Source organism: Micromonospora sp. NPDC049204, assembly GCF_040647935.1.
Classification (GTDB): Bacteria; Actinomycetota; Actinomycetes; order Mycobacteriales; family Micromonosporaceae; genus Micromonospora.
Map to the genome: position 1 here is coordinate 1 of NZ_JBEZDC010000013.1, position 21,712 is coordinate 21,712.

Consider the following 21,712-nt stretch of genomic DNA (forward strand, 5'->3'; position numbering starts at 1 on the left):
TCGACGTCGTCTGGGCACTGCTGCGCGACGGCCGCGAGTTCCAACCCACACCACCGCTGACCGCGTCTACGGCTTGACTTGGTCATTGAAACTCCTTCGACGGAGTGGGGTCGAGCTGTGCGCGCGAACCGTTCGGCGTGCTCCTCGAACGCCAACCGGCCCCGTCTACACCGGCGCCGTGGGAAGCAGATCGTCGTCGGATTCCGTACCGAACCTTATGACGCAAAGTCAAAGCTCGGTGACCCCGACGTCGCGGGTGGGGCCACCGGTTGCGCGGGCAGTGCCTATGGTGGGAGCCGCGGCGGCTGACCCGTCGCGCAGGACACAGAGGAGGGTTCCGTGTCGAGCCCGCACAACGAGCTGGACGCCCAGCCGAAGGCCGGGGCGGCGTTCGCCGCGGCTTCCCGGGACCAGGGGGCGGGCGGCCGCGAGGGGCGCCGATGATGGTCGACGAGATCCGCGCCCGGTACGTCGAAGGGCTCACCCGGCTGCTACCCGCCGGTGAGCGGGTGCGCGCGGTGGCCCAGGTCCGCGTGGGCGGAGGTCTGGTCCCGGCGGCGCCCCCGCAGCCGGCGGCGCCTCCCGCCCCCGGTGGGTCGAGAGTGCTGGGTGTCCTGCTCACCGTGCTCTCGCCGAACATCACCTTCGGCCGGGCGGACGGCGCCGTCGACTGGCTCTTCTTCGGCGTCGGAGGTCGAGGCGCACCGGGCTCGCAGGCCTCGCTGCTGCATTACGCCGTGACCGTGGCGACGAAGGGTTTCGACCTCCGCGACCTCGTGCTGGGGGTCACCGACCAGCGGTTGCTGCTCGGCGCGACAGCACCGGTCACCTTGTTCTCCAGCTCGGCGGCGAGCGAACGGGCGCAGACCGACGTCGAACTGCTCGGGTCGGCGCCGCGCACGACGGTGACCGCACGTGTCGGTTGGTACCGGTTGAACTGGAAACGACTGCGGCTCGACTTCGCCGACGGTTCGTGGCTGTCGTTCCACGTGCCGCTGGCCGACTCCGGCCGACCCCTGCGGGAGGTCGCGGCGGCCGTGTCAGCCGGCTGAGCCGACGACGAGCGGGGCGGGCAGCGGCTCGCGGTGCAGCACCGCCAGTCGGGACACCGCCCGGGTGAGCACCACGTACAGGCGGTGTAGCCCGCGCGGCTCGGCCGCGACGATCGCGGCCGGCTCGACGACCACCACGTGGTCGTACTCCAGGCCCTTGACCAGGGTCGCGGGCACCACGGTGACCCGCTCCGCGGCCGCCACGTCGTCGGCGGTCGCGGTCGCGACACCGGCGGCGGCCAGCGCCGCGCGCAGTTCGTCGACCGCGTCGTCCGCCGCGATCACACCCACCGAGCCGTCGTGGGCGAGCGCCGCCCGCACCTCGGCCACCGTCTCCGCGACCAGGTCGGTCACGGTACGCACGTCCAGTCCGCCGTCGTGGCGCAGCGACTCGGCCGGCGGTACGTCCACCGCGAGTGCCGGAAGCAGCAGGTTCGCGAACGCGACCACCGCCGCGGGCACCCGGAAACCAACTGTCAACGGGACCACCACAGCGTCCGGCTTGCCCAGGTGGGCGAGCGATTCCCGCCAGTCCGTCGCCGCCCACGGCGCGGTGCCCTGGGCGAGGTCCCCGAGGAGGGTGACCGAGCCGTGTTCGCTGCGCCGGGCAATGGCCCGACACTGCATCGGGGAGAGGTCCTGCGCCTCGTCCACCACCACGTGCCCGAAACCGGAGGGCCGTTCCAGCAGCCCGGCCGCCTCGTCGAGCAACACCACATCGGCGGCGGTCCAGCGGGTCGCCTTCGCGGTGCGGGCCGGCTTCGGCCACGTCAGCAGCGCCTGCTCGGTCTCACTGAGCAGCCCGTCCGCCGCGGTGGCGAGCCGCCCCGGGTCGGAGAGCAGGCCGAAGACCAGCCCCTCCGGGGTGAGCGCCGGCCAGACCGCGTCCAGGAAGTCGACCACGGGTCGGCAGCGGCCCATCCGACGCAACCAGGCATCGCTCGGCGACTCCGCCCGCCGCGCCTCGGCCTGCCGTTGCAGCAGGCTCACCACTCGCGCGCGGACCCGCTCCCGACCCGTGCCGTACGGCAGCTCTTCCCGGCGGGTCTCCTCGACGATCCGGTGCAACGGCTCCAGCCCGATCCGCCACCGGAACGAACCGTCCGACACCGTGATCGACTCCGTCGGCGTAGCGATCTGCGCACCCAGCGCGCGTCGCAACACACGCGCCATCCGGACGTCGTGCTTGAGTACGGCCACCGCTGGCGCCTCGACCGCCCGCACCGGCACCCGGGAAATCAACTCCTCCACCGTGGCCTGCTCGACCTCGACCTCGCCGAGAGCCGGCAACACCGCCGCGATGTACGACAGGAACGCCCTGTTCGGTCCGACGATCAGCACACCCGCCCGCCGCAGCCGCTCCCGGTGCAGATAGAGCAGGTACGCGGCCCGGTGCAGGCCGACAGCCGTCTTCCCGGTGCCCGGCGCTCCCTGCACGCAGATCGAGTCGGCAAGGTCGGCCCGGACCAGTTCGTCCTGCTCCGGCTGAATCGTGGCGACGATGTCGCGCATCGGCCCGACACGCGGCCGTTCGATCTCGGCGGTGAGGATCCGACTGGTCGTGCCGAGCTCTTCACCCCGATCGAGACGCTCATCCTCGAAACTGGTCAGGACCCCGTTGCTGAACCCGAACCGCCGCCGTACCGCCACTCCCTGCGGATCCCGCGCGCTGGCCTGGTAGAACGACCGCGAGACCGGTGCCCGCCAGTCCAACACCAACGGCTCGCCGCGGTCGTCGGCGACATGCCGACGCCCCACGTGGTACCGCCGACCGTCATGCCCCGAACTGCGCACAACCGCGCCGGGATCCCCGTCGCTGGCCCTGCCCTGCGCGGTGCTGCTGTGCCCGGTGCTGCCCTGCGCGGTGCTGCCCTGCGCGGTGCTGCCCTGCGCGGTGCTGCCCTGCCCGGTGCTGCCCTGCCCGGTGCTGCTGGCGGTCTCCGTGCTGTCGGGGTCCGTGCCGTCGGGGTCTGTGGACTCGGGGTCTGTGGGCTCGGGGTCTGTGGACTCGGCAAAGTCGAGGCGGCCGAAGAACAGGGGCGTCGTCGGGTCGTCGGCCAGTTCGGCCACCCGACGGGCCAGGGTGCGGCCGAGTGTCTCCGCCGCGTACGCGTCGCCGGCCACCTGGTCACCGGTGGCGAAGAGGGCTTCGGCGCGCTCCCGCATCTGCCGTAGCGCGCTCCGCGAGGCGGCCAGGTGTGCGCGTTCGGCGGACAGATCCGAGTCGAGCTGGGTGTCGAGATCAAGTGCGGGCATGCTGACGTCCCATCGTTCACATCTGCTGCGCGCTCGCGTGTCCGGGGGCGGATGGCCGGCCGCCCGGCGCGAAAGACGTCCGTTCCGGTGCAGCTCACCTCGGCCGTCAAGCGGCCTGCAACCTTACGCTCCCGAACCCGACGCTTCCAACGAATTACCCAGACGACCACCCATCAGAGATGGCGTGTTGCCCGGTGAGATGGCGCAGAGCCACAGACCCGCAGGGCCGCAGGGCCGCAGGGCCGCAGGGTTGGGCCGGGCTTGTCCTGGTCCTGGTCCTGGTCCTGGTCCTGGTCCTGGTCCGGGCACAGGCACAGGCGTAGCCGCAGGCACGGGCACGGGCACGGGCGGCGTGGGCGTGGTCGGCGGTATCAGCAGCGCAGGTGGTAGAGGTTGCGGCGGGGGGCGCGTAGCGGGTCGAGCCAGCGAGGCGGGAGGAACTCGGGCCGGCCGTCCGCCGCGACGCGGACCGCCCAGTCGCCGCGATGGACGACCCGGTGGTGGTAGCCGCAGAGCAGCACAGCATTGTCCAACGCTGTCGTCCCACCGTCGGCCCAGTGTCGGACGTGGTGACCGTCGCACCATCTCGGCGGCCGATCGCAGCCAGGGAAGGCGCAACCGCCGTCCCGCAGCACCAGCGCACGCCTCAGCGGGCCGGTGAAGAGCCGGCGCTGGCGGCCCACGTCCAGGACCTGACTGTTGCCACCCAGCACGGCCGGCAACAGGTTGGCGTCGCAGGCGAGCCGGCGGACCGCGCCCGGCGTGAGGCGAGTGCCGGTCTCCAGGGTGCCGGCACGTACGCGGTTGACCAGATCGTCGAGCGACACGGTCACCACGAGCTGAGGCCGGTCCCCGCCGCTGTCGGGCAGCTCACCCGTACGCAACGCCAGCCGGCAGATCTCGCCCAGCGCGTCGGCACGGCGCTGACCTGGACTGCGATCATCGTGCGCACCGGCCGGGGCGCAGAGCGGGTCGATCGCCTCACGTAGCAGGCTCGCGGTCTCGGTGTCGAGGTTTCCGCTCAGGCGTACCTGACCGTTGTGCTGCTCGGAGAGCGTGACGTGTCGGCGGGCCTCGGCCCGCTCGGTGGCCCGTTGGAGAGCCTTCAGCTCAGCCTGGTCGGCCAGATCCGGTGCGACGTGGGTGAGGACGCGCTCTCCGAGCCGGCTCAGGATGGTCGGATCGAACCGGTCGGCCCAGGCGACCAGGAGTTGCGTAGCTTTGTCCGCCACCTCGGGGCCGGCTTCCACCGGAAGGGCGGCGATCGTCTCGGCCACCACTCGACCCTGGTCGACGGTGATGGCACCGCTGAGCAGCGCGTCGCGCACCGCTGCTGGCGCGGCGTCGAGGGTGGCGGCGAACTGGACCAGTCGGCGCGCGGAGCGACCGGAGAGCCGGAGCCGCTCCCGCAGCCAGACGGCGGTGGACGAGGCACCCTGGGCGACCGCCAGGCCGCGGCCGTCCAACTCGCGGATCAGCCCGAGTTGAATGGTGGCCAGCCGCTGCGCCAGCACCTGAGTCGCGTCGAGCGAGGCGAGCAGGTCATCGTCGGAGAGCCCCCAGAGCGCGGTCTCGGCACAGTCGTCGACCGCGCCTCCTGCCTGCGCCAACGCCCCCAACATGAAGACAGAATAGAACTGACGTACGACACTTTCGGGTTGTCGATGATCAATGGAACGAACCCATTTCCGTCGATCACCGAGCCCGCAAATCGCGTCGCAACACCGCGCCACGCCGCTGGCCGCGGGGGTGCCAACGGCCGGCGTGCTGGTGCCGCTCTGGCTGGTGGCGGGAGCGGCGAACGTCTTCGCCAGCCTTCTTATCGCTCTCCGGGTGCCGGAGGCGATGCGCGCCCGCGCGTACGCCAGTTTTGGCGCGGCGGTGCAGGGCGGCTCGATGGCCGGTTACCTGCTCGGCAGCGCGCTGCTCACGCGAGCGTCGCCCCGGCCGCTGATCGCGGTGGCCGGCGCGGCCGGGATCCTGGTGGTGCTGGTGTTCGTGCCGGTCGTCGCCCGGGCGCTATACGGGCCGGAGCGCGGGTAACCGGCCGGACCGAAGTGCGACAGGGTGGGCGGACCGGTGGGCGAGCAGCCGGTCCGGCGTTGACGCCAGCGGTGGTAGGTGCCCAGCGGATCAGCAGGACGGATGCGGGCTTGGCCACTCCGGGCCGACCCGCCGAGCCGGACCCGAAGACCGGGGATACGGTCGGGTCATGGCTGAGCGCATCGCACGCCCGCGGGTCGGGCACATCCAGTTCCTGAACTGCCTGCCGATCTACTGGGGTCTGATGCGCTCCGGTGCCCTGCTCGACGTCGACCTGCAGAAGGATTCGCCGGATCGGTTGAGCGCGGCGCTTGTCGCCGGTGACCTCGACATCGGCCCGATCACCCTGTTGGAGTACCTGAAGCACGCCGACGAGCTGCTCCTCCTGCCGGACCTGGCGGTGGGCAGTGACGGACCGGTGCTCTCGGTCAACATGGTCTCCACCCGACCTCTCGACGAGCTGGACGGCGCCCGGGTGGCGCTCGGCTCGACCTCGCGGACCGGGGTGATGCTGGCCCAGTTGCTGCTCGCCGAGCGGTACCACGTGCGGCCCGAATACTTCCGCTGCCCGCCGGACCTGACGCAGATGCTGCTCGAGGCCGACGCCGGGGTGCTGATCGGGGACGTGGCGCTGCGGGCGTACTACGAGGCGCCGAAGCGCGGGCTCATCGTCACCGACCTCGGGCAGGCGTGGCGGGAGTGGAGCGGGCTGCCGATGGTCTTCGCCGTCTGGGCGGTCCGCCGCGACTTCGCCGCCGCCCACCCGGGTCTGGTCAAGGAGGTGCACGAGGCGTTCCTACGCTCGCGGGATCTCTGCCTGGCCGAGCTGGACCAGGTCGCCGAGGCCGCAGCCCGCTGGGAGACGTTCGACGCGGAGACGCTCGCCACGTACTTCCGTACCCTGGATTTCTCGCTCGGTGACCGGCAGGTCGCCGGGCTGCGTGAGTGGGCCCGGCGAGCCGCCGCGATCGGTGCGGCCCCGGAGTTGCCGGAAGGCGGCCCGGAGTTCTTCGCCGGCTGACCGGCGGGTCGGCCCCGCGCTGTGCGCGGGGCCGCGGCTCAGGTGCCGGGGCGCAGGAGCGCCTCGGTGATCTTCTCGCAGTTCTTCATGCCGTAGTCGTAGCCCATGTTGATCGGGTACTTGACCATTACGCCCATCGTCCAGGTGTCGCCGATGGCCAGGCAGTTGATGTGCATCTCCTGCTCCTTGGTCCGGTCGATCCACCCGTTCTTGATGGCGATCTGCTTCTGCTCGTCGGCCGGGAAGGCCTTGCGGATGCCGAAGTCACCAGCGCCGCGGACCAGCTTCATCTCGTTGAGCAGCCACTTGGTCCACTTCGGCCCGGCGGCGGTGCCGGTGGCGATGCAGTTGCCCAGGCGGGCGGTGTCCCGGGGGGAGAGCGCCGTCCGACTCCAACCGCCGTCGGGGGCCACCTTGCTGTCGGTCAGCTTGCACATGGAGATCAGCCGCTTGATCGAGGCGTCCCGGTCGACCTGGTTGTAGAACTGTTCGGCCCGGGTGTTGTCGCTGTCCCGGATGATCCGCGTCGCGTCGGCGAGCTTCGCGTCGCTGGGCGTCTGGCCGGCGTCGGCCGCGCGACGCAGGTAGTCGGCCACGATCCAGGACTTGATCATCGAGGCGGTCGTGCTTGTCTCGTTCATGTTCTTGGAGCCGATGATCTGCCCGGTGCGCCGGTCCAGCACGCTCCAGGAGTACCAGCCCTCGATGTCCAGCTTGAGATCCTTGGCCACGAACGGCAGCGGCTCCAGCGACGGGCTGGGGCTCGGTGACGGCGCGGTCGGCTGGCGGGCACTCCGGTTGGTGCCTGCGCCGGTGGGGCGGTCGCTCGTGCCGGAGCCGGCGTCGCCCCACTTGGCGGCGGCTGCCGACTCGAACGGTGACCCCGGGAGCAGCCGCAGCGACACCAGCACCAACCCGATCAGGATGACGGCGATGGCGATCAGCCGCAGCGGGGACGCCTCACCGCCGCCACGCCGGTCGGCCCGCCGATTTCCCGCCATCAGAGCTTCCCGACCGGTTGCTGGGGCACCTTGAGCGCGGCGCCGGGCTGGGGGGTGACCAGTTGGGTGGCCACGCTGGCACACACCTTCGCGCCGTAGTCGAGACTGTTCCTGGCCGGGTACCGCAGCATCACCGCGAGACTCCACTTGCCGGTGACGGCGAGGCAGTTGACGTGCCAGTTGGCGTCGTAGTAGATCCGCGTCCATCCATTCTTGATGCTGACCGGGCCCTGCGCGGTGATCGACTTTGGCAGGCCGTCGATGATCCCCCAGCGGCCGCCGCCAGTCCTGGCCTTCTGGTCCTTCGCCGCGGTGGTGCCCCGGACCTTGCTCATCTGATCCAGCACCCACGGGGTCCACTTCCGGCCAGCGGCCTTACCGTCGGCGATGCAGTCGCCGAGCCGGACCGCGTCCCGCGGGGACATCTGGGTGAAGCTCCAGTAGCCGGAGAACGGCTTGATGTTGCCGCGTTTGGTGTCGGTCAGTCCGCAGATCTTGATCGCCCGCTGGATCACCGCGTCGGGCGTGCTGCTCGTGGATGGCTTGTACGAGCCGCCCGCGGCAGCGTGGACCTGGTTGGCCGCGGTGTCGTTGCTGTCGATGATGGCGAGGCTGGCGGCCTTCTTCAGTGCCGGCGGCGGTTCCCTGTCGCCGAGCTGCCGCAGGTAGTCCGAGACGATCCACGCCTTGATCATCGACTCGGTGGAGCTGGTCTCGGCCATGTTCGGCGACCCGGAGATCGCGCCGGTCTGCCGATCCAGCAGAGCCCAGGAGAAGAAGTCGCCCTGGAAGTCCACCGACACCGGACCGGCCGCCAGCGTGGGCGGCGGCGGTGGCGCGGGTGCTGGCGCGGCGACCTGCGAGGCAGCGCCGCCTCCACCGCCTCCGCCGCTGTCGCCCTTGGAGAGTCGGGCGTACGCGGCGGGGACCAGGAGGACGCCGCCGAGCAGGATCGCCACGATGGCGAGCACCAGGGTCACGCGGGAACGCATGAGTGGGTGAACTCCAGGTGTCAGGGCCGGGGGACCGGCTTGTTGTCCGGACGGATCGGCCGATCGCCAAGGCCGGGGGAGGTGGCCTCTGTCTGGCGGCAATCATCTGAAGCCGATCGGTGTGCCGGCCGAAAGTCTACGTCCGGCTGGGTGACTTGCCAGGACCCGACACTAGGCGACCTGGGATAAAGGTGAGATATGCGACCGGTATGCGGCTCTTGCGGGGATTCACCTTTGTTTCGTGGCCCAAGTCACGCCGCCAGCCCGGCGGCCGGGTCACGCAAAGCGCTCATTCCGCTACGGATCGGATGCCGGAATCCTGTTACACCCTATGGCTTCTTGGATGGCCAGCTGTAACACTTGTCCCATGTATGGCAACGACTTCCCGACCCCGACCGACACGTCGGACGCCGCTGCGGGCGACGCGCCCGCCGCCGGCCTGCTGGGCGAGGTCGAGGCCGCCGAGGCAGAGCTACGCGCGGCGGCGGCGCGCGGTCGCCGTGGCGGACCCGCGCCCGACGAGGACCTCGCGGCGTACTTCGCCGAGGTGGTCGACGCCGAGCAGAAGATCGAGCCACGCGACTGGATGCCCGACGCGTACCGCCGGACGCTGATCCGGCAGATCGCCCAGCACGCCCACTCCGAGATCATCGGCATGCAGCCGGAGGGCAACTGGATCAGCCGGGCGCCCTCGCTCAAGCGCAAGGCGATCCTGCTGGCCAAGGTGCAGGACGAGGCGGGTCACGGCCTCTACCTCTACGCCGCCGCCGAGACCCTCGGCATCAGCCGCGACGAGCTGGTCCGACTACTGCTCGACGGTCGCCAGAAGTACAGCTCGATCTTCAACTACCCCACCCTGAGCTGGGCCGACGTGGGCGCGATCGGCTGGCTGGTGGACGGCGCGGCGATCGTCAACCAGGTGCCGCTGTGCCGCTGCTCGTACGGCCCGTACGCCCGAGCGATGATCCGGGTCTGCAAGGAGGAGTCGTTCCACCAGCGGCAGGGCTACGAGATCCTGCACACCCTGGCACACGGCACCCCGGGGCAGCAGGCGATGGCCCAGGACGCGGTGGACCGGTGGTGGTACCCGTCGCTGGCGATGTTCGGCCCGCCGGACGGCGACTCCACGCACTCCGCCCAGTCGATGGCCTGGAAGATCAAGCGCTTCTCCAACGACGACCTGCGGCAGCGTTTCGTCGACATGTGCGTCCAGCAGGCCGAGATCCTCGGCGTGCGCATTCCCGATCCGGACCTGCGCTGGAACGAGGAGCGGCAGGCGTACGACTACACCCAGCCGGACTACGACGAGCTGCTGCGGGTGATCTCCGGCGACGGGCCGTGCAACCGGGAGCGGATCGCCCACCGCCGGGCCGCACACGCCGAGGGCGCCTGGGTCCGCGAGGCCGCCACGGCGTACGCCGCGAAGCGGGCGCAACAGAAGGAGAAGGTGGCCGCGTGACTACCGAACACTCGCCGCTCTGGGAGGTCTTCGTGCGGGCGCGACGCGGGTTGTCGCACACCCACGTCGGGAGCCTGCACGCCCCCGACGCGGAGCTGGCCCTGCGCAACGCCCGGGACCTGTACACCCGCCGTCAAGAGGGTGTGTCGATCTGGGTGGTGCCGGCCGGCGCGATCACCGCGTCCAGCCCGGACGAGAAGGACGCCTTCTTCGACCCGGCCGCCGACAAGGTCTACCGCCACCCCACCTTCTACGAGGTGCCGGACGGGGTGGCCCACCTGTGAACGAGCGGAGCGAGCGAACCAGCCGGCTCAGCAGCGGGGCCGCCGAGCGCAGCGAGGTGGTGGCGTGAACGGGCCGTACGACTTCACCCTCGCCCTCGCCGACGACGCGTTGGTCGCGGCGCAACGACTGGCCGAGTGGACGACCCGCGCGCCGGAGATGGAAGAGGACATCGCGCTTGCCAACATCGCCCTCGACCAGCTCGGGGCGGCGCGGCTGCTGCTGTCGTACGCGGGCGAGCTGGAGGGCGGGGGCCGGGACGAGGACGCGTTGGCGTTCCTGCGCGACGACCGCGAGTTCCGCAACGCGCTCCTGGTCGAGCTGCCCAACGGCGACTTCGCGGTGACCATGGCGAAGCTGTTCTTCCTGGCGGCCTACCAACTGCCGCTGTACACGGCGCTGGCCGGTTGCGCCGACGAGCGGCTGGCCGCGATCGGAGCGAAGGCGCGCAAGGAGTCGGCGTACCACCTGGACCATGGCGCGTTGTGGGTGAAGCGGCTCGGGGACGGCACCGAGGAGTCGCACCGTCGGATGCAGGCGGCCGTCGACCAGGTGTGGCCGTACACCCACGAGTTGTTCGCCGCGGACCCGGCGGCGCCGGTCGACCCGGCCACCCTGCGGCCGGCGTTCGACGAGACCGTCGGCGCGGTGCTGGCCGAGGCGACGCTCACCCGGCCGGAGAGCGGCTGGGCGCCGGCCGGCGGGCGGGACGGCGTGCACACCGAGCACCTGGCCTACCTGCTCGCCGAGATGCAGGTGCTGCACCGCGCCCATCCCGGAGCGCGGTGGTGAGCGCGAGGAGTGCAGCGCAGCGGAGCCCCGCAGTCGCGAGCGGCGGCGGCACGGTGAGCGCGCGGAGCGCGAACCCGCCAGCCACGACCGGCGGCACGCTTAGCGCGCGGGAGGCCGCCGCCGGTGTCGTGGACCCGGAGATCCGGGTGATCACCATCGACGAGCTGGGCATCCTGCGGGCGGTCGAGGTGGACCGGGCCAGCGGCCGGGTCACCGTCACCATCACCCCGACCTACACCGGCTGCCCGGCGATGGACGTGATCCGCACCGACATCCGCCGCGCGTTGGCGGTCGCCGGCCACCCCGACGCCGAGGTCCGCACCGTCTACAGCCCACCGTGGAGCACCGACTGGATCTCCGAGGGTGGGCGGGCCAAGCTCGCCGCCGCCGGGATCGCCCCGCCGGCCCCGGTGCCCACCTCCGGCGTCGTCCCGCTGACGCTCGCGGTCCGCTGCCCGCAGTGCGGGTCACCGGAGACCGAGCAGGTCAGCCGGTTCGGCTCCACCGCGTGCAAGGCGCTGTGGCGCTGCCGTTCCTGCTCCGAACCCTTCGACCACCTGAAGGCGCTGTGACTGTCACCATCACCCGTCCGGTCCGCCGCCGACCGGTCTTCCACCCGTTGTCGGTCGCGGCCGTCGACCGGCTCACCGACGATGCGGTCGCGGTGACCTTCGCCGTACCCGAGGATCTGCGGGAGACCTTCGCCTTCCGCGCGGGTCAGCACCTCACCGTGCGGCGAGCCGCGGAGGACGGCACGGATGTGCGCCGGTCGTACTCGATCTGCTCCACCCCCGACGACCTGGCCCGGCACGGCCGGTTACGGATCGGGGTGCGGGAGATCCCCGGCGGCGCCTTCTCGGCGTTCGCGTGCGGGGCGCTGCGCGGTGGCGACACCGTCGAGGTGCTGCCGCCGTTGGGCACCTTCACCACGGCGTTCGCGCCGGACCGGGTGCGGCACTACGGCGCGGTCGTCGCCGGCTCCGGCATCACCCCGGTGCTCGCGCTCGTCGCGACCGCGCTGGCCGTCGAGCCGGCCAGCACCTTCACCCTGGTGTACGGCAACCGCACGGCGAACACGGTCATGTTCGCCGAGGAGCTGGCCGATCTGAAGGACCGCTATCCCACCCGGCTGCACCTGGTGCACGTGCTCTCCCGGGAGCAGGGCGAGTCGGCGCTGCTCTCCGGGCGGATCGACGCCGAGCGGCTGGGCCGGTTGCTGGGCGCCATCGTGCCGGGCGACGTGATCGAGGAGTGGTTCCTCTGCGGCCCGTACGCCATGGTGGTCGACGTCCGGGACGTGCTGACCGGACGCGGGTTGCCCGAGTCGGCGGTGCACACCGAGCTGTTCCACGTCGACGCGCCGCCGGAGCCGGTGCGGCGTCCGGTGGACCAGGCGGGTGCCGGGGCCGAGGTGACCATCGTGCTGGACGGCAGGTCGTCGAGCTTCACGATGGGTCGCGAGGAGCGGGTGCTGGACGCCGCGTTGAAGGTGCGTGGCGAGCTGCCGTACGCCTGTAAGGGCGGCGTCTGCTCGACCTGTAAAGCGAAGGTGGTCGACGGGTCGGTCACGATGGCCCGCAACTACTCCCTGGAGCCGGACGAGTTGGCCGCCGGTTACGTCCTGACCTGCCAGTCCAGCCCGACCACCGACCGACTCACCGTCGACTACGACGCATGAGCGCGCCGAACGACCGGGAGTTCGTCGAGCGGTTCGCCGAGGTCACCGGCGGGCGACGGCCGACCGGTTACGTGGAGGGGTGGGAGGCGTATTGCTGGCCTGGCGCAACCGCCGCACCCGCGTCGATCTTGCACTTTCTGTCGCCTGTTTGCGTGGAATGCCCCTGATGCCGCGACAGAAAGTGCAAGATCGCGGAAACGGTGTGGCGCGAGATCCTGACATCACAGCCCTGAACCACCCCTCAGGGCCAACGCGCGTGACCGGCGTAGGCTCGGGGGCGTGACGGTGAGCCGGGAGATCGACGACATCCTGCAGCGGGGCGCGGACGGCGGGCGGATCACGCCCGAGGAGGCGTTGCTGCTCTACACCGAGGCGCCCTTCCACGCGTTGGGCGAGGCGGCGGACGCGGTGCGTCGGCGGCGCTACCCGGACAACGTCGTCACGTACCTGATCGATCGCAACATCAACTACACGAACGTCTGCGTGACGGCGTGCAAGTTCTGCGCGTTCTACCGCGCGCCGAAGCACACGGAAGGGTGGACCCACCCGACCGAGGAGATCCTGCGCCGCTGCGGCGAGGCGGTCGAGCTGGGCGCCACCCAGGTGATGCTCCAGGGCGGGCACCACCCGGACTACGGCGTGGAGTACTACGAGGAGCTGTTCTCCTCGGTCAAGCAGGCGTACCCGCAGCTGGTCATCCACTCGATCGGCCCCAGCGAGATCCTGCACATGGCGAAGGTCTCCGGGGTGAGCCTGGACGAGGCCATCGCGCGGATCAAGACCGCCGGTCTGGACTCGATCGCGGGCGCCGGCGCGGAGATGCTGCCGGAGCGTCCGCGCAAGGCGATCGCGCCGCTCAAGGAGTCGGGCGAGCGCTGGCTGGAGGTCATGGAGCTGGCGCACCGGCAGGGCATCGAGTCGACCGCCACCATGATGATGGGCACCGGCGAGACGCACGCCGAGCGCATCGAGCACCTGCGCATGATCCGGGACGTGCAGGACCGCACCCGCGGATTCCGGTCCTTCATCCCGTGGACGTACCAGCCGGAGAACAACCACCTCAAGGGCCGCACCCAGGCCACCACCCTGGAATACCTGCGCCTCGTCGCGGTGGCCCGGCTCTTCTTCGAGACCGTGCCGCACCTGCAGGCGTCCTGGCTGACCACCGGCAAGGACGTCGGTCAGCTCTCGCTGCACATGGGCGTGGACGACCTCGGCTCGATCATGCTGGAGGAGAACGTGATCTCCTCCGCCGGAGCGCGGCACCGCTCCAACCTGCACGAGCTGATCGGCATGATCCGCTCGGCGGACCGGATCCCCGCGCAGCGCGACACCCTCTACCACCGGCTCGCGGTGCACCACACGCCTGCCGACGACCCGACCGACGAGCGGGTGGTGTCGCACTTCTCCTCGATCGCGCTTCCCGGCGGCGGCGCGGGCCGGTCCCTGCCGCTCGTCGAGGTCAACTGACGCGGCGCGTCGCCCGGCCGTTCGGCTGACCGAGGCTCATGCTCCCGCCGGCTCGCCTCGGCGGTACGGGTGGTCCGGGCCGCCGCAGCGTCAGGCTGTCCGCCGCGGGGTGGTGAAGGTGATCGGCGGCCGCTAGCGTCCCGGCTCGTATCCGTCGCCACCGGCGAGCGCGAATCACCGCGATCGCGCTGGTGGCGGGTGGTTTGATGGTCGTTCGTGGGCTGTCCTCCATCGGCCCGTGGCGGGTCGTTCATATAACGCACGGCGGTACGGGCGGGATGGGTGACCATCCCGCCCGTACCGTCTCCGGACCCCGGGCCGGACGGATGAATTGGGCCGCGCACGCTGGCGTGCGTGATCGACCTCCGATAACGTCCGCTCGTTCCGCAATCAATCTTTCTTCCCTACCCCCCGGGGGACCGATGACAGCGTTCCACCGCTCGGCCCTGGCCCGCGCTGGCGTGGTGGCTCTGCTCGCGGCCGGTGGCCTGGCCGCCGTGGCCGCCCCGGCGCAGGCCGCCGACCAGGCCGATCTGGCCCTGGTGCCGCTGAGCTCCGAGCTGGCCAAGGGCGTCAAGGCGGCCAAGGCCAAGCCGTTCAAGTTTCTGGTCGACAACACCCGGAGCACGGTCGCCGCCAAGGGCGTCAGCTACACCGTGGACACCAGCAGTTTGCTGAAGAGCGTGGTCGGGGTCGTCGTGCCCATCGGCTGCCAGGTGAAGGGCAAGACGTTCACCTGCCCGCTCGGCGACGTGCCGGCCGGTACCAGCGAGGACTTCGGCATTCCGCTCTTCTCCACGGGTGCGCGCGGCGAGGCCGGGACGCTGGTGGTCACCATCACCTCGGCCACCGCCGACCCCGAGAAGAAGGACAACAGGGTCGAGCACGACATCACCGTCGGCAAGCGCGGCTACGACCTGACCAGCTGGGTGCAGGACGTCTACGCGAACGTCGTGGTGAACGGCGTCCAGGGCGACGACCCCAACCTCCGGCCGGTCAAGCGCGGCGAGACGGTGCCGCTGGACTGGGCGGTCTACAACGACGGCAGCCGCAAGGCCACCGGCCTGTCCTACGTGCTCACCCTCCCGGCCGGCGTCACCTTCGCCACGCTGCCGGACGCCTGCACGTCGCAGACCTTGGGCGGTGTCGCCCAGGCCCTCTGCGAGGACGACGGTGCGGTGATCAAGCCCGGCGAGTACTACACGGCGGACGTCAAGGTGACGGTCGGCGCGAACGTCACCGAGTCGGTGCTGCGGGTCGGTGAGCTGGTCGCGCAGGGTCTCGACGGTGCCACGGGTCAGGCCGAGGAGCAGCCCGAGCCGGCGACCAGCGCCCAGCGCAAGGCCTTCACCGAGGTCGACGAGAGTGACAACCAGGCGATCTTCGACGTCTTCGTCGACCTGACCGCGCAGCCGACCCCGACCCCGACTCCCACGGCCACCCCGACGTCCACGGCCACCCCGACGCCCACCGCCACGTCGACGTCCACGGCCACCCCGACGCCCACGGCCACCCCGACGCCGGGTGGGACCGCCACCCCGACGCCGGGTGGTACGACCAGCCCGGGTGGTACGCCCAGCCCGGGTGGTACGCCGACGCCGGGCGCGAGCACGTCGCCGGCTGCCGGTGGTGGCGGCTCCGGTGGTGGTGGCCTGCCGGTGACGGGTGTGCAGGTCGGTCTGATCGGTGGCATCGGCGGCCTCATCCTGCTGCTGGGCGGTGCGCTGCTGGTGCTCTCCCGCCGGCGCAAGGTCGTCCTGGTCGCCCCGAGCGACGAGAAGCCCACCGACTGACAGCGGTACTGGCCGCCGGCGTCCGGACGCCGGAACGACGCGAGGGCGGGGTGGGCGACCACCCCGCCCCTTCGCGTACCGGGGGTGCCGCACCACCCCACGGGCACCGCCTGGCGGACGGCTGGCAGAGTGGAGGGGTGAGCCGTTCCCCGCAGGGCCAGCGCGCCAGTCTGGACAAGCAGCCGCACGAGGTCGCCGCGATGTTCGACGGCGTGGCGGAGCGCTACGACCTGACCAACACGGTGATCTCCTTCGGCCAGGACCGGTCCTGGCGTCGGGCCACCCGGGCGGCGCTCGGGCTGCGGCCGGGCGAGCGGGTGCTGGACGTGGGCGCGGGCACCGGCGTCTCGACCCGGGAGTTGGCGCAGTCCGGGGCGTACGCGGTGGGGGCTGACCTGTCGTTGGGCATGCTGTACGCCGGCAAGCGGGTCCGTCCCGAGGTGCCGCTGCTGGCCGGCGACGCGCTGCGGCTGCCGTTCGCCGACGCCAGTTTCGACGCGGTGACCATCTCCTTCGCGCTGCGCAACGTCAACGACACCGACGCGGCCCTGCGCGAGCTGGCCCGGGTCACCCGGCCGGGTGGGCGGTTGGCGATCTGTGAGTTCAGCACCCCGGTCAACCCGGTCTTCCGAACGGTCTACCTGTCGTACCTGATGCGGTCGCTGCCGGTGGTCGCCCGAACGGTGTCGAGCAACCCCGACGCGTACGTCTATCTCGCCGAGTCGGTGCGGGCCTGGCCGGCGCAGGAGGCGCTTGCCGGCCGGGTCGCCGCGGCCGGGTGGGGCCGGGTGGCCTGGCGCAACCTGACCGGTGGTGTGGTGGCCCTGCACCGGGGGATCCGCGAGTAGTCGTCGCGACCGACGCGGGCCGCACGACGATCACCGAGCCGGCGGGCCGGACGGCCATTCACGCGGACATTGCTCAGGTTTCGTGAATGTCGGCCTTTAGTCCACTTTGCCCCGTACGCTCGTCCGCATGACCGGAGCAGACCCGGCGGACCCGGTGGCCGCCACCGACGACGACGCTGCCGAACTCGTCGCGCAACTGCGCGCGTTGGCCGGAGCCGATCCGGTGGAGGTCCGACAGGTGGTCGCCGAGGTGTTGGCGGCGCTGGACCGGGCGGCGGGCGGTGCGCTCCGGGAGCATCTGCCGGAGGCCATTCGGGTCGATGCGGGTCTGGACGCCCCCAGCCCGGCCTGACACTCGACCGCTGTGGACGGTCGAGGGCTGTCACATCGGCGAGTTAGGTACCCCTGATCCTGCGCAGGTATGACGCCGGTCATACACTCGTCCCGTCTGGCTTGTGAAGCATTTCACGAGCGTGCGGGAGGAGGCGCGAATGACCGCGGTGGAACATGACGCCGACGTCATTGTCGTGGGCGCCGGTCCCGGTGGGTCAGCTACTGCGTACCACCTGGCTCGGCACGGCGTACGGGTGCTGTTGTTGGAGAAGACCGAGTTCCCGCGGGAGAAGGTCTGCGGCGACGGGTTGACCCCGCGCGCGGTGCGCCAGCTCGTCCGGATGGGTGTGGACACCTCGCCCGAGGCCGGCTGGCTGCACAACCGCGGCCTGCGGGTCATCGGCGGCGGCGTGCGTCTGGAGCTGGACTGGCCCGAGCTGGCCAGTTTCCCCAACTACGGCCTGGTGCGCACGAGGCTGGACTTCGACGACCTGCTCGCCCAGCGGGCGGTGGCCGCCGGCGCCAAGCTCCGAACCAACGTCAACGTGCTGGGTCCGGTGCTCGACGGCGACGGCCGGGTCACCGGCGTCGAGGCGGAGGTCGGGCCGGGTAAGGAACCGGCCACGTTCCACGCCCCGCTCGTCGTCGCCGCGGACGGCGTCTCCGGCCGGTTCCCGCTCGCGCTCGGGCTGGCCAAGCGGGAGGACCGGCCGATCGGCGTGGCCGTCCGCCGCTACTACCGCTCGCCGGCCAAGCACGAGGACAACTACCTGGAGTCCTGGCTGGAGCTGCGCAGCAAGGACAGCGGCGACAACCTGCTGCCCGGGTACGGCTGGATCTTCGGCCTGGGCGACGGCCGGGTCAACGTCGGCCTCGGGGTGCTCAACTCGTCCTCCGCGTTCGGCAAGACCAACTACCGCCGGCTGCTCACCGACTGGCTCGCCAACACCCCGGAAGACTGGGGGATGACCGACGAGACGAACGCCGACGGCCCGATCCTCGGCGCCGCGCTGCCGATGGGCTTCAACCGGGTGCCCCACTACACCCGAGGGGTGCTGCTGGTCGGCGACTCGGGCGGCATGGTCAACCCGTTCAACGGCGAGGGCATCGCGTACGCGATGGAGTCCGGCGAACTGGCCGCGGAGGTCATGGTCCAGGCCCTCGCCCGGCCGGCCGGGCCGGAGCGGGAGCGGGCGCTGCTGGCGTACCCGAACGAGCTGAAAGCCCGCCTCGGCGGCTACTACCGGCTGGGCGGCATCTTCGTGAAACTGATCGGCCGTCCGGAGATCATGCGGATCGCCACCAAACACGGCATGCCGCACCCGACGCTGATGCGTTTCGTGCTCAAGCTGTTGGCCAACCTGACCGACCCGCGTGGCGGGGACGCGATGGACCGGGTCATCAACGCGATGACGAAGGCCGCGCCAGCTGTCTGAGTAGGACGGCATCGGTGCTGGTCACGGCCCCGACGCTGACAAAGATCGACCCCCGCCGACTGCCACTGCGAGGGACGTGAATAGTGTGATTTTCGTCAAGCACCGAGGGCAGGGAAGGACGAGCAGGAGAAAACGATGTCGCTCTCGCCTTACGCACCGATCATCGGGCTGTTCGCCCTCGCCGCGGCGTTCTCGCTGTTTTCCGTCGGCGCCGCCCGCTTCGCCGGTCCCCACCGCTACAACAAGGCCAAACTCGAGGCTTACGAGTGCGGCATCGAGCCCAGCCCGCAGCCGGTCGGCGGCGGCCGGTTCCCGATCAAGTTCTACCTGACGGCGATGCTCTTCATCGTCTTCGACATCGAGATCATCTTCCTCTACCCCTGGGCGGTCTCGTTCGACGCCCTGCCGATCTTCGGCTTCGTGGAGATGGTCCTGTTCATCGTCGCGGTCTTCGTTGCGTACGCCTACGTGTGGCGGCGCGGCGGCCTGGACTGGGACTGAGGAAGGAACGTCAGATGGGCATCGAGGAGAAGCTTCCCGCCGGCGTCCTGCTCACCTCGGTGGAGAAGCTGGTCAACTGGTCCCGGAAGTCGTCCGTGTGGGGCGCCACCTTCGGCCTGGCCTGCTGCGCCATCGAGATGATGGCCGCCGGTGGTCCGCACTACGACATGGGCCGCTGGGGCATGGAGGTCTTCCGGGCGTCCCCCCGGCAGGCCGACCTGATGATCGTGGCCGGCCGGGTGAGTCAGAAGATGGCTCCGGTGCTGCGCCAGATCTACGACCAGATGGCCGAGCCCCGCTGGGTGCTCTCCATGGGCGTCTGCGCCAGCAGCGGCGGCATGTTCAACAACTACGCGATCGTGCAGGGCGTCGACCACGTGGTGCCGGTCGACATGTACCTCCCCGGCTGCCCGCCCCGGCCGGAGATGCTCATCGACGCGATCCTCAAGCTCCGCGAGAAGATCATGTATGAGCCGCTCGGCCCGAACGGTCGCAAGATGCTGGCCGCCCGCCAGGAGCGCGGCGACGTTCCGATCGTCCCCTACGGCTCCATGCCCTCCTCGTACCGCAGCGACAAGGCCCGCCGTGCCGAGTGGACCCGGGCGGTCCGCGAGGGCCGCGAGGAGCAGTTGCGGATCGAGAACTGGATGAACGCTCAGAACCACCTCCACCCGCAGGCAGGCCCCAAATGACGTCACCCACGGACAAGCCCAACGACGGCGGGGTGCCGGTGCCGGTCACGCCGGCCGGCGCCACCAGCGGTGCCCCCGCCGAGCTCCCGCCGGCCAGCCCGGCCGGTCGCGGGATGTTCGGCAACCAGGGCACCGGCGACGTGTCCGGCTACGGCGGCCTGGTCCGCCAGCGCCAGCCCATCGAGGAGGCGGCCCGGCCGTACGGGGGCTACTTCGACGAGGTCCGCGACGCGTTGGAGGAGGCGTACCCGGCCTTCGCCGACGCGATCGAGAAGGTCGTGGTCGATCGGGGCGAGCTGACCCTGCACGTCCGCCCGGAGCGGATCGCCGAGGTCTGCCAGGTGCTGCGTGACGACCTGGCGCTGCGGTTCGAGCTGTGCTCCTCGGTGTCCGGCCTGGACTACCTGGGCGCCGACGAGCGCCGGCTGCACGTGGTCTACCTGCTCACCTCGATGACGTACCGGCGTCGGGTCCGGTTGGAGGCCGCGGTCTCCGTGGCGGCCCCGCACCTGCCCAGCGTGACCGCGGTCTACCCGACGGCGGACTGGCAGGAGCGGGAGGCGTACGACATGTTCGGCATCGTCTTCGACGGCCACCCCAACCTGACCCGGATCCTCATGCCGGACGACTGGGAGGGCCACCCGCAGCGCAAGGACTACCCGCTCGGCGGTGTCCCCGTCGAGTACAAGGGCGCGGAGATCCAGCCGCCGAACGAGCGGAGGTCGTACCAGTGACGACGTCGAACTACGCGAGTGAGCGCGAGACCGACGAGGGTCGGGTCTTCACCGTCACCGGTGGGGACTGGGACACCATCGTCTCGGGCACCGACCCGATCAACGACGAGCGGATCGTCGTCAACATGGGTCCGCAGCACCCGTCCACGCACGGGGTGCTGCGGCTGATCCTGGAGCTGGAGGGCGAGACGGTCCGCGAGGCCCGATCCGTCATCGGCTACCTGCACACCGGTATCGAGAAGAACCTCGAATACCGCAACTGGGTTCAGGGCTCGACGTTCGTGACCCGGATGGACTACCTCGCCCCGATCTTCAACGAGACGGCGTACGCGCTCGCGGTCGAGAAGCTGCTCGGCATCACCGACGACATCACCGAGCGGGCCACCACCATCCGCGTGCTGATGATGGAGCTCAACCGGATCTCGTCGCACCTGGTCTGGCTGGCCACCACCGGCATGGAGCTGGGCGCGATCTCGATCATGCTGTACGGCTTCCGCGAGCGGGAGTACATCCTCGACATCTTCGAGACCATCACCGGCCTGCGGATGAACCACGCGTACGTCCGGCCGGGCGGCGTGGCGCAGGACGTGCCGGACGACGCGATCGTCAAGATCCGCGAGTTCCTCAAGATGATGCCGAAGAAGCTCAAGGAGTACGAGGACCTGCTCTCCGGCCAGCCGATCTGGACCGAGCGGACGAAGAACGTCGCGGTGCTGGACGTGACCGGCTGTGTCGCGCTCGGCATCACCGGTCCGGTGCTGCGCTCCGCCGGCCTCGCCTGGGACCTGCGCAAGACCATGCCGTACTGCGGTTACGAGAACTACGAGTTCGACGTGCCGACCCACCCCGACGGTGACGTGTGGGGCCGCTACCAGGTCCGGCTCGCCGAGATCCGGGAGTCGATGAAGCTTGTCGAGCAGGCCCTGGACCGGCTCCGTCCGGGACCGGTGATGGTCGCCGACCGCAAGATCGCCTGGCCGGCGCAGCTCGCCATCGGCGTGGACGGCATGGGCAACTCGCTGGAGCACGTCGCGAAGATCATGGGTCAGTCGATGGAGTCGCTGATCCACCACTTCAAGCTGGTGACCGAGGGCTTCCGGGTTCCGCCCGGCCAGGTGTACGTCGCCATCGAGGCGCCCCGCGGCGAGCTGGGCGTGCACGCGGTCTCCGACGGTGGCACCCGGCCGTACCGGGTGCACTACCGGGAGCCGAGCTTCGTCAACCTCCAGGCTCTCCCGGCGATGGCCGAGGGTGGCCTGATCGCCGACGTGATCGCCGGCGGCGCCTCGTTGGACCCGGTCATGGGGGGTTGTGACAGGTGAGTGCGAG

General features: G+C 70.8%; 21 protein-coding genes. 17 read left to right on the top strand and 4 right to left on the bottom strand.

What is annotated here, in order from left to right; all coding sequences use genetic code 11:
* Window positions 1-440 precede the first annotated feature (440 nt).
* Window positions 441-1,052: a hypothetical protein gene (locus tag AB0A90_RS23165; RefSeq protein WP_357251457.1), complete on the top strand. Its 612-nt coding sequence runs from the start codon at window positions 441-443 to the stop codon at window positions 1,050-1,052.
* Here AB0A90_RS23165 and AB0A90_RS23170 read toward each other — a convergent pair.
* On the bottom strand, window positions 1,041-3,308 hold the full coding sequence (locus tag AB0A90_RS23170) for an AAA family ATPase (RefSeq protein ID WP_357251459.1): 2,268 nt from the start codon (window positions 3,306-3,308) through the stop codon (window positions 1,041-1,043). The genes AB0A90_RS23165 and AB0A90_RS23170 overlap by 12 nt on opposite strands.
* Window positions 3,309-3,679: 371 nt before the next feature.
* On the bottom strand, window positions 3,680-4,930 hold the full coding sequence (locus tag AB0A90_RS23175; RefSeq protein WP_357251462.1) for a DUF222 domain-containing protein: 1,251 nt from the start codon (window positions 4,928-4,930) through the stop codon (window positions 3,680-3,682).
* A gap of 127 nt (window positions 4,931-5,057) precedes the next feature.
* Between AB0A90_RS23175 and AB0A90_RS23180 the strand changes: the two genes are divergently transcribed.
* Together AB0A90_RS23180 and AB0A90_RS23185 are read left to right on the top strand one after the other, a co-directional pair.
* Entirely contained in the window at window positions 5,058-5,351 is a 294-nt protein-coding gene (locus tag AB0A90_RS23180; RefSeq protein ID WP_357251465.1) for a hypothetical protein, read from the top strand.
* A 169-nt stretch (window positions 5,352-5,520) separates the two neighbouring features.
* Window positions 5,521-6,372, top strand: coding sequence for a menaquinone biosynthesis protein (locus AB0A90_RS23185; protein WP_357251468.1), 852 nt, complete (start codon window positions 5,521-5,523; stop codon window positions 6,370-6,372).
* A 38-nt stretch (window positions 6,373-6,410) separates the two neighbouring features.
* Here the strand turns inward: AB0A90_RS23185 and AB0A90_RS23190 are convergent, their stop codons facing one another.
* On the bottom strand, window positions 6,411-7,373 hold the full coding sequence (locus tag AB0A90_RS23190; RefSeq protein WP_357251471.1) for a hypothetical protein: 963 nt from the start codon (window positions 7,371-7,373) through the stop codon (window positions 6,411-6,413).
* The gene (locus AB0A90_RS23195) at window positions 7,373-8,365 is read right to left on the bottom strand and encodes a hypothetical protein (RefSeq protein WP_357251474.1); all 993 of its coding nucleotides are present in this window, start codon (window positions 8,363-8,365) and stop codon (window positions 7,373-7,375) included. The genes AB0A90_RS23190 and AB0A90_RS23195 overlap by 1 nt, the downstream gene beginning before the upstream one ends.
* 367 nt (window positions 8,366-8,732) lie before the next feature.
* Here AB0A90_RS23195 and paaA point away from each other — a divergent pair, with 367 nt between their 5' ends.
* From paaA to AB0A90_RS23265, 14 genes are all read left to right on the top strand, one after another.
* Complete coding sequence (paaA, locus tag AB0A90_RS23200; RefSeq protein ID WP_357251476.1) at window positions 8,733-9,824, top strand: 1,2-phenylacetyl-CoA epoxidase subunit PaaA; 1,092 nt, start codon at window positions 8,733-8,735, stop codon at window positions 9,822-9,824.
* The gene (gene paaB, locus AB0A90_RS23205) at window positions 9,821-10,108 is read left to right on the top strand and encodes a 1,2-phenylacetyl-CoA epoxidase subunit PaaB (protein WP_355027413.1); all 288 of its coding nucleotides are present in this window, start codon (window positions 9,821-9,823) and stop codon (window positions 10,106-10,108) included. The genes paaA and paaB overlap by 4 nt, the downstream gene beginning before the upstream one ends.
* A gap of 64 nt (window positions 10,109-10,172) precedes the next feature.
* The gene (gene paaC, locus AB0A90_RS23210; RefSeq protein ID WP_357251478.1) at window positions 10,173-10,898 is read left to right on the top strand and encodes a 1,2-phenylacetyl-CoA epoxidase subunit PaaC; all 726 of its coding nucleotides are present in this window, start codon (window positions 10,173-10,175) and stop codon (window positions 10,896-10,898) included.
* 128 nt (window positions 10,899-11,026) lie between these two features.
* Window positions 11,027-11,470, top strand: a complete 444-nt coding sequence (gene paaD, locus AB0A90_RS23215) for a 1,2-phenylacetyl-CoA epoxidase subunit PaaD (protein ID WP_357252023.1) — start codon at window positions 11,027-11,029, stop codon at window positions 11,468-11,470.
* On the top strand, window positions 11,467-12,576 hold the full coding sequence (gene paaE / locus AB0A90_RS23220) for a 1,2-phenylacetyl-CoA epoxidase subunit PaaE (RefSeq protein WP_357251481.1): 1,110 nt from the start codon (window positions 11,467-11,469) through the stop codon (window positions 12,574-12,576). Before paaD ends, paaE begins: the two co-directional genes overlap by 4 nt.
* Window positions 12,577-12,855: 279 nt before the next feature.
* Window positions 12,856-14,046 carry a cyclic dehypoxanthinyl futalosine synthase gene (gene mqnC / locus AB0A90_RS23225; RefSeq protein WP_357251484.1) on the top strand — a complete coding sequence of 397 codons (1,191 nt, stop codon included), beginning with the start codon at window positions 12,856-12,858 and terminating at the stop codon, window positions 14,044-14,046.
* A gap of 422 nt (window positions 14,047-14,468) precedes the next feature.
* A complete protein-coding gene (locus AB0A90_RS23230) occupies window positions 14,469-15,839 on the top strand; it encodes an LPXTG cell wall anchor domain-containing protein (RefSeq protein ID WP_357251487.1) in 1,371 nt (456 codons plus the stop codon).
* Between the two features lie 137 nt (window positions 15,840-15,976).
* Window positions 15,977-16,687: a demethylmenaquinone methyltransferase gene (locus AB0A90_RS23235; protein WP_357251490.1), complete on the top strand. Its 711-nt coding sequence runs from the start codon at window positions 15,977-15,979 to the stop codon at window positions 16,685-16,687.
* A gap of 127 nt (window positions 16,688-16,814) precedes the next feature.
* Window positions 16,815-17,039 carry a hypothetical protein gene (locus AB0A90_RS23240; protein ID WP_355027404.1) on the top strand — a complete coding sequence of 75 codons (225 nt, stop codon included), beginning with the start codon at window positions 16,815-16,817 and terminating at the stop codon, window positions 17,037-17,039.
* Between the two features lie 139 nt (window positions 17,040-17,178).
* A complete protein-coding gene (locus tag AB0A90_RS23245; RefSeq protein ID WP_357251493.1) occupies window positions 17,179-18,456 on the top strand; it encodes a geranylgeranyl reductase family protein in 1,278 nt (425 codons plus the stop codon).
* A gap of 135 nt (window positions 18,457-18,591) precedes the next feature.
* Entirely contained in the window at window positions 18,592-18,957 is a 366-nt protein-coding gene (locus AB0A90_RS23250) for an NADH-quinone oxidoreductase subunit A (RefSeq protein WP_121655464.1), read from the top strand.
* Between the two features lie 14 nt (window positions 18,958-18,971).
* Window positions 18,972-19,649: an NADH-quinone oxidoreductase subunit B gene (locus AB0A90_RS23255; protein ID WP_124821345.1), complete on the top strand. Its 678-nt coding sequence runs from the start codon at window positions 18,972-18,974 to the stop codon at window positions 19,647-19,649.
* A complete protein-coding gene (locus tag AB0A90_RS23260) occupies window positions 19,646-20,383 on the top strand; it encodes an NADH-quinone oxidoreductase subunit C (protein ID WP_357251497.1) in 738 nt (245 codons plus the stop codon). Before AB0A90_RS23255 ends, AB0A90_RS23260 begins: the two co-directional genes overlap by 4 nt.
* Complete coding sequence (locus tag AB0A90_RS23265) at window positions 20,380-21,705, top strand: NADH-quinone oxidoreductase subunit D (protein WP_357251500.1); 1,326 nt, start codon at window positions 20,380-20,382, stop codon at window positions 21,703-21,705. The genes AB0A90_RS23260 and AB0A90_RS23265 overlap by 4 nt, the downstream gene beginning before the upstream one ends.
* Window positions 21,706-21,712: the final 7 nt, after the last annotated feature.